The sequence below is a fragment of the Pseudomonas frederiksbergensis genome (assembly GCF_035751725.1).
GTDB lineage: Bacteria > Pseudomonadota > Gammaproteobacteria > Pseudomonadales > Pseudomonadaceae > Aquipseudomonas > Aquipseudomonas frederiksbergensis_A.
On sequence record NZ_CP142104.1, the window covers coordinates 690,955 to 706,245 of the forward strand.

Consider the following 15,291-nt stretch of genomic DNA (forward strand, 5'->3'; position numbering starts at 1 on the left):
GTCACAAACCTTGAGATTGGTCAAACTCCGGGGTTTGTACCACGAGCATGCTGTGCATGGCGGTGCGATATCGATAACGGATGGTGATGCTTCGATGGACTTCAAAGACTATTACAAGATCCTGGGTGTCGAGCCGACGGCCGACGACGCCACGATCAAGGCCGCCTATCGCAAACTGGCGCGCAAGTACCACCCGGATGTGAGCAAGGAAAAGGACGCCGAGACCAAGTTCAAGGACGTCTCCGAAGCCTATGAAGCGCTGAAAAGCGCCGACAAGCGCGCCGAATATGACGACCTGCGCCGGTATGGCCAGCACGGCCAGCCGTTCCAGGGCCCGCCGGGCTGGCAGAGCCGTGGCGGTTTTGGCGGCCAGGATACCGGGGATTTCTCGGACTTCTTCAGTTCGATCTTTGGCAATCGCGGGCCGGGTTTCGGTGGCGGACAATCGGGTCGCAGCGCCGGCCGTCGGGGGCAAGACGTGGAAATGGAATTACCGATCTTCCTGGAAGAGACCCTGTCGAACGAATCGAAAAAGGTCAGCTTCCAGGTGCCGCAGTACAACGCGGCCGGCCAGCATGTGAGCAACACCAGCAAAAGCCTGAACGTGAAGATCCCGCTGGGCGTGACCGATGGCGAGCGCATCCGCCTCAAGGGCCAGGGCGCGCCGGGCGTCGGCGGTGGTGCCAATGGCGACTTGTACCTGACCATTCGCTTCGCGCCGCACCCCAAGTTCGATGTGGAAGGCCAGGACCTGATCATCACCTTGCCGCTGGCGCCGTGGGAATTGGCGCTGGGCACCGAAGTAGCGGTGCCGACCCTCACCGGCAAGATCAACCTCAAGGTCCCGGCCGGCAGCCAGAACGGCCAGCGCATGCGCGCCAAGGGCCACGGCCTGCGCAACAAGGCCGGCGAGCGCGGCTACCTGTTCGTGCAGCTCAAGGCCGTGATGCCCAAGACCAGCGACGAATCGGTCAAGGCGTTGTGGGCAGAGCTGGCGAAGAAAGCCGCGTTCGATCCGCGGGAGAATTTCTGACCTGCTGATACATCTTGTGATGTCTGTGTCCACATGGGCAGGCGGGGCTAGACTCGACAGTTGAAGCATTGGGAGAAGCAGACCATGAACAACCCGATCATTGAACTGAACCTGGTGGAGTTCTGTGAAGCCGCCGCATTGGCCGATGTCCATGTGATCGAAATCGTCGAGCATGGCATCCTCGAGCCCCATGGCACGGCCCCGACGGATTGGCGTTTTACCGATTACGAACTGGCCTTGGCCAAGCGTGCCGCCAAGCTGCGGCGCGACCTGGAGCTGGAATGGGAAGGTGTCGCCCTGGCGCTGGACCTGCTGGAAGAAGTCCAGCAACTGCGAGCCGAGAACCGTCGGCTGCGCCAGCAGTTGGGACGTTGGGTGGGCTGAGCCGCGCAGGCACCGCCTGCGTCATGCCCTGCCCAAGAGAATAAATAGTTACCGCATCTGTAGGCGAGGCGCTGGTTAGGCTCGGGTTTCCAAATATCAAGGATGACCCGATATGCCAGAACCCATTCTTCGCCCGGTAATGCCTGTCGCCCGCGACCTGCACCTGGATTTGCTCAAGGCGCGTGTGCCCGGTTGGTACAGCGCAGCCATCGTGCAGCGCCAGCGGGAGCTGAGCGATCATACGCTTGAGCTGCCGGACTGGTACGCAAAGGCCCCCTACGAAACCAGGGCCAGCCTCAGGAGCAGTCACTCCCGCTACCGCGAAATCTTGAATCAGGTCGACAACGTCCTGGGCGATATCCAGGACATCCGCGCCTTTGCCGAGCCGCTGCTGGAGCAGGCGATCAAGGCTGAATTCAAGCAGACGCTCGACGTCAACCAGGTTTATTTCGTCCGCAAGTACGGACGGCAAGTCCGCGGTGATTTCTTCGGCGCACTCGTGCTGGATAAGGGCGATAGCCAGTTCAACCAGTACGAGTACCACGGCTCTTCATTGCTGGAGGCCGCGCTGGCCAATTTCGAACCCGACGAAGAAAACCGGCCCGGTTGTGCCGATTGCACGCTGATCACCACCCAGCGTCCGTTCTACGGTGGGGAGGTCATGCCGTCCACCAGCGCCTTCCGGGCGGGGGCGTTGCCGATTGCGCCGCAAGCCTTCGCCAGGCTATGCCGCACATTGGACCTGGGGCGTCTCTATCAAGAACACATCAACGCGATCGTGCGACCGGCAAACGAGGCATCACGCAACCAGTTGGATCGCCAACTGCGTGATCATCACCGGCAAGGTTTGGCGCTGAGCATGGAGATCGCCCGGGCCAAGGGGGATATCAGTCAGGCGGCTTTTCGAATGTTGCAACAGGTCGTCGGCGATCAGGATGCGATCACTTTGGACGACCGCGCGGTGACCTTCACGTCACTGAAAGTCTTCGATATCGAACTGGTTGGCCCGTTGCTGATCGGACCGGAGCGTGAAAACAGCCGGCGAGTCGAGCGGCTCGTGGCCTACTTTCCCGGTGATCCCGAGCAGCCGCTGAAGGAGTTTGCTTCCAGCGCCGACTTCATGGCGCAAACGCGGCGGCGCCTGCACGGCATCGGCTATCGGCGCTTTTTCAGCCGTTTTGTCCCGCTGCGCAAGCAAGGCGTTTTTTTTGAGCAGTTCAACCGGTTCTACCAACCTTCCGACCTGAAAAATAGCCTGGTCGACTACCCGCTCAAACCGAACCTGCGACGGCTGCCCATGGACACTTCGCCCATTCCCGCCCCGTTGTGGGAGTCGTTGCGTCTACGCCAGGTCCAGAAGATCCAGCTCGACGCCCGCGCGGTAGCGGTGCCCACTGGTGACGAAGACAAGAAAGCCCGCCTGGCGCGCCAGGAGAGTTATCTGAACGCGGTCATCGACGTGCTCAACCTGGGCGCGTTCGTCGTGCCAGGGTTGGGGCCGCTGATGCTGACGGTAGGGGCGGTGCAGATGTTCAACGAGGCCTTTGAAGGCATCGAAGCGTTCGAGCGCGGGGAGACCCAGGAAATGTGGGCGCATTTTTCCAGCGTCGCCCTCAACACCGCGTTCGTGGCCACGGGCGCCGCAGTGCTGCCGCATATCCAATGGTCCAACGCCGTGGAGCAGTTGGAACCGCTCCGATTGGACAGCGGCGAGTCACGGCTCTGGCGTCCGGACCTGGCCCCCTACCGGAGCGATCTCGTCCCACCTGCCGGCGCAGTGCCGGACGCGCGAGGCCTGCACCGGGTCAACGGGCGCCAGATCCTGGCGCTGGATGGCCAGCACTATGAAGTGCAGTTGGATCCGGCTACGCAGCGGTATTGCATTCGCCATCCCTCCCGACCGGATGCCTATCAACCCAAGCTGACAGACAATGGCAGCGGTGCGTGGCGCCATGAACTGGAGCATCCCCATGGCTGGGCGGGTGCGAAGTTGATGAAACGGCTGGGGCATCGGGTCGAGCATTTCAGCACGGCGGAGCTGGAGCAGATCCGCATCGCCAGCGGCACCGGTGAGGACGTGCTGCGGCGTATGCACATAGAGGGCGCACCGATGCCGGCGTTGCTGGCGGATACGACCACGCGTTTCGACATTTGCCGACAAATCGAGACATTGACCGCGCAACTGCAAAGCGAGGAGGCGCTGGACTACGACAAAGCCGAGCCGATGACCCAGCTGCACCTGCTCACGCGCTATGGCCCGTGGCCAAAAGGCTTGCAACTGGAGGTGGTCGATCGCTCGGGCCAACGTCTATGGCAATACGCACCGGGTCCGCAAGCTGGCGCCGCGGTCCGAGGTGTCAGCCTCGCCGAAGCGAACGTGCGCACGCCTTCGGTGTTGAAAAACCTGATCGAGGCGGTGGATGCCGCCGGCGGCGACCTGCTGGCCGATGCGAGCCCGGCCATTGCGAAAACCGATATGCCGGCTCGAGTCCGTCAGCTGCGCAAGCAGCTCGCCGAGATCGTGGTGCGCGAAAAAGTCAGTCTGTTCAACGATTACTATGCCAAGCAGGACCTCTCGAGCGACCCGCGCGCGACGCTGATCAAATCCCGTTTCCCTTCGGTCCCCGCCGCGGCAATCGACCAGATGCTGGCCCTTGCCACATCGGCTGAAACACAGCAGATGGACGCCTGGGATTTCGCCGATGCCGCCCAGACCAAACCCATCCCGCTGCGTATCGCCGAAGAGCTGCGTCATTTCCAGCGCACGGTGCGGATGAACCGCGCCTACGAGGGGCTGTATCAAGAGGCGCTGGCCACTGCCGATACGCCCCGACTGGCCCTGGCGACGCTGGAAACCTTGTCGGGATGGAGTGACACGGTGCGCATCGAGTTGCGCGCAGATGACCTCACGGGCGACTTGATCGGTGCGATCGGGCCACAGGGTGCGCAGCAGACCAAATACGTGATCAAGGATGGCGGTGCCTACAAGTCCTTGGACGACCAAGGCAACGACCTGAGCCACTGGGGCAGCCTCTACGATGCGTTGCAGCGTGCCCTGCCGGATGCCGAACGCCAGGCCATGGGTCGTCCTTCGATTCATCAGGGCGATCTGTTGAAACAGGCCATCGGTGCTGCGCCGGCAAGCCGAGATTCCCTGGCAAGCCTGTTGAAGCTACCGCCGGTAAAGCCGTCGTATATATCGCCGATGCGTCTGGCATCCGGCCAGGTCGGCTACCCGCTAGGCGGTTTGCGCGAACGGTTGGGGTTGAGTCGGTCCCCGCAAAGTCGGGTTCTTGAGCTGTACCCGGACTACACCGAGCAAGAAGTCCAGGCCTTGCTGGAGGCATTTGGCGACGGCGCCGTCGGTGAACTGAAGCGACGCAAGGTCGAGTTGCAGATGCTCGATCGCGACCTGGACCTCTGGGCCAACACACCGGGCTGGCGCGAGGTGGGTCGCCAGCGTCATCAACTGGTGGAACCGCAGGCCAGGCGCGCGGTGGCTGAGCGGATCAAGCGTTGTTGGCGGCGCCAGGTCCCGGTGGTAACGGCAGTGGACGGCAGCAGGGTGGGTTATGAACTGGTCTTGAGCCAACAATATGTCGGGGAGCTTCCCGACCTGACCGCCAATTTCAGCCATGTGGCGTCGCTGAAGTTGAACGACATGGGACTTACGCGAGAGGGCAGCGAAAGTTTCCTGACCGGTTTTTCTTCCCTTCGCTGGTTGGACATGACCCTCAACAGGCTGACCGATGTACCCGCCGCCCTGGGCGCAATGAATGGCCTGACCAGGCTCCAATTGGGGTCGAATCAGATCCGCTTGACCAGTCGCAGCGTCGGGACGCTGCAAGACCTGACCCAGCTCAAGATCCTCAATCTGGAAAACAACCCGCTGGATCGGTTGCCGGATTTCAGCCACTTCCCCGCCTTGCGCGGCCTGTATCTGAAAAGCACCGATATAAGCGTTTGGCCCCGCGGCCTCGGTGAGCTGCCCCTGGAGCGCGTTGACTTACGCGACAATCGGTTGACCGAGGTCCCGGACGACCTGGTTGATCCACCGCCAGCGCGCGCGCTCATCACGGCGCGCCTCAATGGCGTGACCCTGTTGCAGGGAAATCCGTTGAGCGAACTGACTCAGCAGCGCTTGGGTGAGTACTGGGCGAACATCTCCCTGACGCATCCGCAATGGATGGCTCTGCGCTCGCCCGGAGCGTTTGGTCATGCCCTGCCTGGCAGGCCTTCGAACGTGCAGCAGTGGTTGCGTAATTTGCCAAGCACCGAACTGGAGGCAAGAAAGGACTTGTGGCGAAGCCTGGCGCGCGAGCCACAGTCCAAGGAGCTGTTCAGGTTATTGAATCGATTGGCGGGTTCTTATCAGGGCGAAGAAAACTACCCGGACCTCCAGGCGCGCGTCTGGCAGATGCTTGAGGCGGCCAGGGACTCTACGCAGTTACGTCGTGAACTGTTCGAGCTGGCCGGCGCCCCGGCGTGCGAGGACCGCGCGGCGTTGTCGTTCAGCTACCTGGAAATCAGGTTGATGATCCACAACGCCCGGGCCCTGGCTGGGGGAACGGATGAGGCGGCGGTGTTGGTCCGCCTGGCGAAAGGGCTGTTTCGTCTCGATGAGGTGGAACGCATTGCGCTGCAGGATATTCAGCAGCGTCGTGATGCGATCAATGCGCGTCGTGATCTTACGGCAGCGCAGAAGGCCCAACACCTACAGCAGATCGAAGAGGTCGAGGTTCGCCTGGCCTATCGTGTCGGGCTGAAGGCGCGACTGGAACTGCCCAAACAGCCCGCAGGCGGACGCTTCCTGATGCTGGCCGGTGTCACGCAAGAGGCGCTTGATGCGGCTGCCGAGCAGGTCCTGGCCCTGGACGATTCGCCTGAGCAGTTCCAATCGCTGGTGGGACGGGATTTCTGGATTGATTACCTGAAGGAACACCATCCGACGTCCTTCCAGGCATTGACGGATACGCTGATTGCCAACCAGATTGAACTGGATGAGGCAAAGGCCGCAGGAACCCTGGAGGCAGCCGATTATGCCTCTCAGTCCGAGGCGCTGGCCTTGCAGTTCAAAGTCAAGGAGGCGGAGCTGATTCAGTCGTTGACTCAATCGGAGCTGGATGCGTTGAAGGAAAGTACTGATCTATAGGGTTAAGCCGGTCCGGCTGTTTCTTGACCCAATGAAAACCTGTGGCGAGGGAGCTTGCTCCCTCGCCACAGGCAACTGTTGGTTCAGAACAGGAAGTAACGCTGCGCCATCGGCAAGACATCTGCCGGTTCACACCACAACAACACGCCATCGGCCTTGACCTGATAGGTCTGTGGGTCGACGTCGATGCTCGGCAGGTAGTCGTTGTGGACCAGGTCGGTCTTCTGCACATCGCGGCAGCCTTTGACCACGGCGATTTTCTTCTTTAACCCAAGCTGTTCCGGCAGCCCGGCCTCGGCAGCGGCCTGGCTGATGAAGGTCAGGCTGGTGGCATGCCGCGAGCCGCCATAGCTTGCAAACATCGGTCGGTAGTGCACCGGTTGCGGCGTCGGGATCGAGGCGTTGGCGTCGCCCATCAGGCTGGCGGCGATCGCCCCGCCCTTGAGGATCAGCGTCGGCTTGACCCCAAAAAACGCCGGGCGCCACAGCACCAGGTCGGCCCACTTGCCCACTTCGATGGAACCCACTTCATGGCTGATGCCGTGGGTGATCGCCGGGTTGATGGTGTACTTGGCGATGTAGCGCTTGATGCGGAAGTTGTCGTTGCCTTCGCCGTCGCCCGGGAGCGCGCCACGTTGCTTCTTCATTTTGTCGGCGGTCTGCCAGGTGCGCGTGATGACTTCGCCGACACGGCCCATGGCCTGGCTGTCGGAGCTGATCATCGAGAAGGCGCCCAGGTCATGAAGGATGTCTTCGGCGGCGATGGTCTCGCGGCGGATGCGGCTTTCGGCGAATGCCACGTCCTCGGCAATGCTCGGGTCCAGATGATGGCAGACCATCAACATGTCCAAGTGCTCGTCGATGGTGTTGCGGGTGAACGGCCGGGTCGGGTTGGTGGAACTGGGCAGCACGTTGGGGAAACCGCAAGCCTTGATGATGTCCGGCGCATGCCCGCCACCGGCACCTTCGGTGTGGTAGGTGTGGATGGTGCGGCCCTTGAACGCGGCCAGCGTGGTCTCGACGAAACCGGACTCGTTGAGGGTGTCGGTGTGAATCGCGACCTGCACGTCGTATTGGTCGGCCACGCTCAGGCAGTTGTCGATGGCCGCCGGGGTGGTGCCCCAGTCTTCATGCAATTTCAGGCCGATGGCCCCGGCCTTGACCTGTTCGACCAACGGCTCCGGCAGGCTGGCGTTGCCCTTGCCGGTGAAACCCATGTTCATCGGGAAGGCATCGGCGGCCTGGAGCATGCGCGCCAGGTGCCACGGCCCGGACGTGCAAGTGGTGGCGTTGGTCCCGGTGGCCGGGCCCGTGCCGCCGCCGATCATGGTGGTTACGCCGCTCATCAGCGCCTCTTCGATCTGTTGCGGGCAGATGAAGTGGATGTGGGTGTCGATGCCGCCAGCCGTGAGGATCATGCCTTCGCCGGCAATCACTTCGGTGCTGGCGCCGATGGCGATGGTTACGTCGGGCTGGATGTCCGGGTTGCCGGCCTTGCCGATGGCTTTGACGCGTCCGTCCTTGAGGCCGACATCAGCCTTGACGATGCCCCAGTGGTCGATGATCAGCGCGTTGGTGATCAGCGTGTCGACGACCTCGGCGGCCAGCAGTTGGCTCTGGCCCATGCCGTCGCGAATCACCTTGCCGCCGCCGAATTTCACTTCTTCGCCGTAGGTGGTGAAGTCTTTTTCCACTTCGATCCACAACTCGGTGTCGGCCAGGCGGACCTTGTCGCCGACGGTGGGGCCGAACATGTCGGCGTAGGCTTGTCTCGAAATCTTCATGTGCTCGCCTTGAGGTTCTTAAGTCGTATGCGGTCCATTGTGGCGAGGGAGCTTCAGTCCAGGTCGCCCATCACCCGCCCGGCAAACCCGAACACCCGGCGATGCCCGGCCAGTTCGACAAGCTCGACTTCGCGGCTCTGGCCCGGTTCGAAGCGCACCGCGGTGCCGGCCGGGATGTTCAGGCGCATGCCACGGCTGGCGACGCGGTCGAAGGCCAGGGCGTCGTTGGTTTCGAAGAAGTGATAGTGCGAGCCGACCTGGATCGGCCGGTCGCCGCTGTTGGCGACGCTCAGCGTGAGGGTACGGCGGCCGACGTTGAGTTCGATGTCGCCGGGTTGAACCTGGTATTGCCCTGGAATCATTGCGGTTGCCCCAAAATCTTGTAGTAGATGGCGGTCGGGGTGTAGGTCCCGTCCGGGCTCTGGCAGTAGTCGGGCAGTTCACCGACGCGGGTATAACCCATGGCGCGGTAGAACGCCTCGGCCTCGGAACCGGCCTCGGTATCGAGGTAGAGCAGGCCACGCTTGTGTTGGCGGGCACCGAGCTCCAGGGCGCTCATCAATTGCTGGCCCAGGCCCCGACGACGAGCCTCGCCGCGCACCAACAGCTTTTGCACCTCGGCACGGTTGCGGCCGTTGGGCTTCTGGCACAAGGCGAGCTGGACGCTGGCCTGCACCTGCTCATCCTTGACCACCACCCACAGCAGCAGGTGACCCTGGTTGAGGCTGGTCTGGACCTCGTCGAAATAGGCCCGGGCCTGGACAGCGTCGAGATCGGCCATGAACCCCACGCTGGCGCCATACCCGACGGCGTCGAGCAACAAATCGATCAGGCCCTGGCGATAATGCGCAAAGCTTTCAGCGTGGACTCGACGCAACTGGGCGGCGTTCATCGGTATCACTCCTTGACGACGGCAGGCGGTGGCGCCCCGGGATTGAGGACCAACTGCATGAAAGTCAGATCCAGCCAGCGGCCGAACTTGGTGCCCACCTGCGGCATCTGCCCGGTGGTGACGAAACCGGCCCGCTCATGCAGGCGAATCGACGCCGCGTTGCCGCTCTCGATGGCGGCAACCATGACGTGCTTGCCGCAGGCCCTGGCGCGCTCGATCAGGTCGGCCATCAGCAACGGGCCGAGGCCATGGCCGCGCTGGTCGCGGCTGACGTACACCGAATGCTCGACGGTGTGGCGGAAGCCGTCGAACGGTCGCCAGTCGCCGAAGGAAGCGTAGCCGAGTACGTTGTCCTCGGCGTCGATGATCACCCGCACCGGGTAGCCCTGGGAACGTCGGGCGCTGAACCAGGCCTGGCGATTGCCCAGGTCCACGGCTTGTTCGTTCCAGATCGCCGTGGTGTTGAGCACGGCGTCGTTGTAGATGTCGCGGATTGCCGGCAGGTCCGAGGGCTGGGCGTCACGAATCTGAAAAGTCATGACGCGGCCTCAGGCGATGGGTTGGTGGACGGTGACCAGTTTGGTGCCGTCGGGAAACGTCGCTTCGACCTGGATCTCCGGGATCATCTCCGGAATGCCTTCCATCACTTGTTCGCGGCTCAGCAACGTGGTGCCGAAATGCATCAGCTCGGCCACGGTCTGGCCGTCACGGGCGCCTTCGAGCAGCGCGGCGGAGATATAGGCCATGGCCTCCGGATAGTTGAGTTTCAAGCCCCGGGCCAACCGCCGTTCGGCGACGAGGCCGGCGGTGAAGATCAGCAGCTTGTCTTTTTCGCGTGGGGTCAGGTCCATGTGCAATCCATAAGGCAGATAAAAATAGTCGTTTTAGACGCATTCGCTGGGGGAAAGCGGATTCAGGTGCTCCAGATTCTTGGTGGTTCAGCTTCTCGCCCCAGCAGAGCCGGGCGCAGCAGCCGCCATAACTCAATCAACCACCCCCGCGCCAACAACGCTTCGCTCGCCAGGCAACGGGCCACGAGCAAACCGGGCAATTGGGTCAGGTCGCCACGCACGGCATGGCCCAGGGATCGGCAGCGCTCCAGCAGCGCGCTGTCGATCTCGCCGGTCACCAGTAAGGTGGCAAACACCGGGTCGCCGCCCAGCCCGATGGGCGAGTCAAGCAGTCCGTCATCGCCAACGATGCGCTGACGCTCATGCCACAGCAACTGGCCGTCGCGGCGAATGTCCAGCCGCGATTGAAAGTGCCCCAGGTCGAATCGCTCGCCGCTGGCTGGCCGTCCGAGGGCAACCATGTCCCAATAGAACAACCGGGCATTGCCTTGCAGGTCGATGGTCGTGCTGAGTTCGGCCTGGGCCGCGCTGAACACGATGGTTTCCTGAGGCAGCCATTCCAGGGTCGCGCCGGGGGCTACGCTCAGGGTCAGTTGCTGGTACGCCGGGCCGGCGGCTCGGTACCACTTGGCCGCGCCAGGGCTGGTCAATTGCGCCCAGGCGCCCGGGCCGACGTGGGCCGAGATGTCCAATCGATCACCGCCGGCAATCCCGCCGGGCGGGTGGACGATGATGTGCTGGCACACCTCGGGGCCTTCGGCATACAAGTGCTTCTGCACCCGCAGCGGGCCTTTGTGCCGGCGTTGTACCGGACGCGTGCAATCGCCGAAGCGGGCGTAGCCCAGTTCCAGCTCGGCATGCCAGCTAGGGGTGAACAGGGCGGAGGGCGAAACAGGTAGATTCATGATTTTCTGATGATCGTCGGGACGCTAAGACTAGATCGTAACCAGGCCGCGCACACCCTCGGCTTCCATGTTTTCTCCGCGGCCCTGCTGCACGATCTCACCCCGGGACATCACCAGGTACTGATCGGCGAGCTCGGCGGCGAAGTCGTAGAACTGCTCCACCAGCAAAATCGCCATGTCGCCGCGGGCGGCGAGTTTTTTGATCACCGCACCGATTTCCTTGATCACCGAAGGCTGGATGCCCTCGGTGGGCTCATCCAGGATCAGCAGGCGCGGCCGGCTGGCCAGGGCCCGGCCAATAGCGAGCTGCTGTTGCTGACCACCGGACAGGTCGCCGCCCCGGCGTTGTTTCATCTGCAGCAGCACCGGAAACAATTCGTAGATAAAGGCCGGCACTTCCTTGGCTTCGGAGCCGGGGAAGCGCGACAAGCCCATCAGCAGGTTTTCTTCCACCGTCAGCCGGCCGAAAATCTCCCGGCCCTGGGGCACATAGGCAATGCCGGCGTGCACCCGTTGGTGCGGCTTGAACGTGGTGATGGCCTTGCCTTCCCAATTCACCACGCCTTCCTTGGCCGGCAACAGGCCCATCAGGCACTTGAGCAGGGTGGTCTTGCCCACGCCATTGCGCCCCAGCAGGCACGTCACCTCGCCGACCTTGGCGTCGAACGACAGGCCGCGCAGGATGTGGCTACCGCCGTAGTACTGGTGCAGCTTGTCGACTTGCAACATGTCCTGAATCCCCCTCAAGGCCCCTGTGGGAGCGAGCAAGCCAGCTCCCACAGGGAATGTGTTTGCAGATCTAGCGACCGAGGTACACCTCGATGACCCGCTCATTGTCCTGCACCTGTTCCAGCGACCCTTCGGCCAGCACGCTGCCTTGGTGCAGCACGGTGACGTGGTCGGCAATCGCCCCGACGAAGCCCATGTCGTGTTCCACCACCATCAGCGAGTGCTTGCCCGCCAGGGTCTTGAACAGCTCCGCAGTGAAGTCGGTCTCGGCGTCGGTCATGCCGGCCACCGGCTCGTCGAGCAGCAGCAATTGCGGGTCCTGGACCAGCAGCATGCCGATCTCCAGGAACTGCTTCTGGCCGTGGGACAGCAACCCTGCGGCGCGGTTGACCGAGGTGGTGAGACGGATGGTCTCGAGCACTTCGTCGATGCGCTCGTGCTGTTCGCCGGTCAGTTTCGCCCGCAGGCTGGCCCACACCGATTTGTCGGTCTTGAGCGCCAGCTCCAGGTTCTCGAACACGCTCAGGGCTTCGAACACTGTCGGCTTCTGGAACTTGCGTCCGATGCCGGCCTGGGCGATCTGCACTTCGCTCATGGTCGTCAGGTCCAGGGTCTCGCCGAACCAGGCCTTGCCGTGGTTGGGGCGGGTCTTGCCGGTGATGACATCCATCAGCGTGGTCTTGCCCGCGCCGTTGGGGCCGATGATGCAGCGCAATTCGCCGACGCCGATGTACAGGTTCAAATTGTTCAAGGCCTTGAAGCCATCGAAGCTGACGCTGATGTCTTCCAGGGTCAGGATCGTGCCGTGACGGGTGTTCAGGCCAACGCCGGCGGCCTGGCCGAGGCCGATGGCGTCGCGGCTGCTGCCTTCATCCTTATTGGGTTCAATGATCGGTTCGAGCATGAAATCCGCCGTGGGTGTGATGCGCATCATTCGCTCCTTTTCTTCAACAGCCCGATCACGCCCTTGGGCAGATACAGGGTCACGACGATGAACAACGCGCCGAGGAAGAACAACCAATATTCAGGAAACGCCACGGTGAACCAGCTCTTCATGCCGTTCACCACGCCCGCGCCGAGCAATGGCCCGATCAGCGTTCCCCGCCCGCCGAGGGCCACCCACACGGCAGCCTCGATGGAGTTGGTCGGCGACATTTCGCTGGGGTTGATGATGCCCACCAGGGGCACGTACAACGCCCCGGCCAGGCCGCACAACACCGCGCTCAACACCCAGACGAACAGCTTGAAACCACGGGGATCGTAACCGCAGAACATCAGGCGGTTTTCCGCGTCGCGCAGGGCGGTCAGCACCCGGCCGAATTTGCTGCGGGCCAGGCGCCAGCCAATGAACAGGCTCGCCACCAGCAGCAACACCGTGGCGAAAAACAACACCGCCCGGGTGCCCGGTTCGGTGATGCCAAAACCCAGGATCGAACGGAAATTGGTAAAGCCGTTGTTGCCGCCAAACCCGGTTTCGTTGCGGAAAAACAGCAGCATTCCGGCGAAAGTCAGGGCCTGGGTCATGATCGAGAAATACACGCCCTTGATCCGCGAGCGGAAGGCGAAGAAGCCGAACACCAGCGCCAGCAAACCCGGCGCCAGCACCACCAGGCACATCGCCCAGAGGAAGCTGTCGGTGCCGGTCCAGTACCAGGGCAGCTCGGTCCACGACAAGAACGTCATGAACGCCGGCAAGCCATCGCCGGCGGCCTGGCGCATCAGGTACATGCCCATGGCGTAGCCGCCCAGGGCGAAGAACAGGCCGTGGCCCAGGGACAACAAGCCGGCGTAGCCCCAGACCAAGTCCAGCGCCAGGGCGACGATGGCATAGCACAGAATCTTGCCCACCAGGGTCAGGGTGTACGCGGAGACGTGCAGCGGGTTGTCCACCGCCAGCAGTGACAGCAGCGGCAGGCTCAACAGCACGGCGAGAATCAGTGCGCCGACGGCGAGGGTGACTTTGGGGCCGGCCTTTTGCGTGGCCGTGAGCATCAGGGGCTGGTTCATCAGTCGATTACCCGTCCTTTGAGCGCGAAGAGGCCTTGCGGACGCTTCTGGATGAACAGAATGATCAGCGCGAGGATCAGGATCTTGCCGAGCACGGCGCCGATCTGCGGTTCGAGGATCTTGTTGGCGATGCCCAGGCCGAACGCGGCGAACACACTGCCGGCCAACTGGCCGACGCCGCCGAGCACCACCACCAGGAACGAGTCGATGATGTAGCTCTGGCCCAGGTCCGGGCCGACGTTGCCGATCTGGCTCAGGGCCACGCCACCGAGCCCGGCGATGCCCGAGCCGAGGCCGAAGGCGAGCATGTCCACGCGCCCGGTGGGCACGCCGCAGCAAGCGGCCATGTTGCGATTCTGCGTTACCGCGCGCACGTTCAGGCCCAGGCGCGTCCTGTTCAGCAGCAGCCAAGTCAACACCACCACGAACAGGGCGAAGGCGATGATCACGATGCGGTTGTACGGCAGCACCAGGTTCGGCAACACCTGGATCCCGCCCGACAGCCAGGCCGGGTTGGCGACTTCGACGTTCTGCGCGCCGAACACCAGGCGCACCAGTTGGATCAGCATCAGGCTGATGCCCCAGGTGGCGAGCAGGGTTTCCAGCGGCCGCCCGTAGAGGTGACGGATCACCGTGCGCTCCAGGGCCATGCCGATGGCGGCGGTGATGAAAAACGCTACTGGCAAGGCGATCAGCGGATAGAACTCGATGGCATTCGGGGCGAAGCGCTGGAACAGCATCTGCACCACGTAGGTGGAGTAGGCGCCGAGCATGAGCATCTCGCCGTGGGCCATGTTGATCACCCCCAGCAGGCCGAAGGTGATTGCCAGGCCGAGGGCGGCGAGCAGCAGGATCGAGCCCAGGGACATGCCGCTGAAGGCCTGGCCCAGCAACTCGCCCACCAGGAGCTTGCGCTTGACCTGGCCGAGGCTGGTTTCGGCGGCGGTGCGCACGGCGGCATCGGTTTCGACGCCGGGTTCAAGCAGGCCTTCCAGGCGAGTGCGGGCCAGCGGGTCGCCGGTTTCCCCCAGCAGGCGGACGGCGGCGAGGCGCACGCTCGGGTTGGTGTCCACCAGTTGCAGGTTCGCCAGGGCCAAGCTCAGGGCGGCGTGTACGTCTTCGTCCTGTTCACCGGCCAGTTGTCGATCGAGGAAAGCCAGTTGCGCCGGGCGAGCACTTTTTTGCAATTGCTGCGCGGCGGCCAGGCGTACGCGGGCGTCGACAGCGAGTAATTGGTGACTGGCGAGCGCGGTTTCGATCAGACCGCGCAAGCGGTTGTTCAAACGCAGGGTTTTGGGTTGGCCGTCGACGGTCAACTGGCCTTGTTGCAAGGCGTTGATCAGTTCGACGCGCCCAGGCTCCGGCTGCGCGGCCCAGGCTTCCAAAAGCTTGGCCTGCTGGGTCGGGTTGGCGGCGACGAAGTCTTCGGCGTCGCCGGCGTGTGAGGCCAACGGCAGCAATAGTACGATGGCTAGGATCAAGCGGTGGAGGGCAGTGGGCATATTGTTGGCCTTGCGCAAAACTTCTTTTGTGGGAGCGAGCAAGCCCGCTCCC

General features: G+C 63.0%; 13 protein-coding genes. 3 read left to right on the forward strand and 10 right to left on the reverse strand.

What is annotated here, in order from left to right; translation table 11 throughout:
* Positions 1–94 precede the first annotated feature (94 nt).
* The 3 genes from VQ575_RS03095 to VQ575_RS03105 all read left to right on the forward strand — a co-directional run bounded on the left by VQ575_RS03095 (position 95) and on the right by VQ575_RS03105 (position 6,569).
* Positions 95–1,033 (forward strand): DnaJ C-terminal domain-containing protein, encoded by a 939-nt coding sequence (locus tag VQ575_RS03095; protein WP_039593487.1) that lies wholly within the window; start codon positions 95–97, stop codon positions 1,031–1,033.
* A gap of 84 nt (positions 1,034–1,117) precedes the next feature.
* Positions 1,118–1,417 (forward strand): chaperone modulator CbpM, encoded by a 300-nt coding sequence (locus tag VQ575_RS03100; RefSeq protein ID WP_039593488.1) that lies wholly within the window; start codon positions 1,118–1,120, stop codon positions 1,415–1,417.
* A gap of 112 nt (positions 1,418–1,529) precedes the next feature.
* Complete coding sequence (locus VQ575_RS03105; RefSeq protein WP_325919043.1) at positions 1,530–6,569, forward strand: NEL-type E3 ubiquitin ligase domain-containing protein; 5,040 nt, start codon at positions 1,530–1,532, stop codon at positions 6,567–6,569.
* 83 nt (positions 6,570–6,652) lie between these two features.
* Here VQ575_RS03105 and ureC read toward each other — a convergent pair whose 3' ends face one another.
* The 10 genes from ureC to urtB all read right to left on the reverse strand — a co-directional run bounded on the left by ureC (position 6,653) and on the right by urtB (position 15,239).
* Positions 6,653–8,353, reverse strand: a complete 1,701-nt coding sequence (ureC, locus tag VQ575_RS03110; protein ID WP_039593489.1) for an urease subunit alpha — start codon at positions 8,351–8,353, stop codon at positions 6,653–6,655.
* 53 nt (positions 8,354–8,406) lie between these two features.
* A complete protein-coding gene (locus tag VQ575_RS03115) occupies positions 8,407–8,715 on the reverse strand; it encodes an urease subunit beta (RefSeq protein WP_039593490.1) in 309 nt (102 codons plus the stop codon).
* Positions 8,712–9,245 carry a GNAT family N-acetyltransferase gene (locus tag VQ575_RS03120; protein ID WP_039593491.1) on the reverse strand — a complete coding sequence of 178 codons (534 nt, stop codon included), beginning with the start codon at positions 9,243–9,245 and terminating at the stop codon, positions 8,712–8,714. Before VQ575_RS03120 ends, VQ575_RS03115 begins: the two co-directional genes overlap by 4 nt.
* 5 nt (positions 9,246–9,250) lie before the next feature.
* Positions 9,251–9,784, reverse strand: coding sequence for a GNAT family N-acetyltransferase (locus VQ575_RS03125; protein WP_039593492.1), 534 nt, complete (start codon positions 9,782–9,784; stop codon positions 9,251–9,253).
* Positions 9,785–9,793: 9 nt separating this feature from the next.
* Entirely contained in the window at positions 9,794–10,096 is a 303-nt protein-coding gene (locus VQ575_RS03130) for an urease subunit gamma (RefSeq protein ID WP_039593493.1), read from the reverse strand.
* A 62-nt stretch (positions 10,097–10,158) separates the two neighbouring features.
* Positions 10,159–11,001 carry an urease accessory protein UreD gene (locus tag VQ575_RS03135; RefSeq protein WP_325919044.1) on the reverse strand — a complete coding sequence of 281 codons (843 nt, stop codon included), beginning with the start codon at positions 10,999–11,001 and terminating at the stop codon, positions 10,159–10,161.
* A 30-nt stretch (positions 11,002–11,031) separates the two neighbouring features.
* Positions 11,032–11,730, reverse strand: a complete 699-nt coding sequence (gene urtE, locus VQ575_RS03140) for an urea ABC transporter ATP-binding subunit UrtE (RefSeq protein ID WP_039593495.1) — start codon at positions 11,728–11,730, stop codon at positions 11,032–11,034.
* 70 nt (positions 11,731–11,800) lie between these two features.
* Positions 11,801–12,661 (reverse strand): urea ABC transporter ATP-binding protein UrtD, encoded by an 861-nt coding sequence (gene urtD, locus VQ575_RS03145; protein ID WP_325919045.1) that lies wholly within the window; start codon positions 12,659–12,661, stop codon positions 11,801–11,803.
* Positions 12,661–13,737 carry an urea ABC transporter permease subunit UrtC gene (gene urtC, locus VQ575_RS03150; protein WP_039593497.1) on the reverse strand — a complete coding sequence of 359 codons (1,077 nt, stop codon included), beginning with the start codon at positions 13,735–13,737 and terminating at the stop codon, positions 12,661–12,663. The genes urtD and urtC overlap by 1 nt, the downstream gene beginning before the upstream one ends.
* Entirely contained in the window at positions 13,737–15,239 is a 1,503-nt protein-coding gene (gene urtB / locus VQ575_RS03155; RefSeq protein WP_039593565.1) for an urea ABC transporter permease subunit UrtB, read from the reverse strand. Before urtB ends, urtC begins: the two co-directional genes overlap by 1 nt.
* Positions 15,240–15,291: the final 52 nt, after the last annotated feature.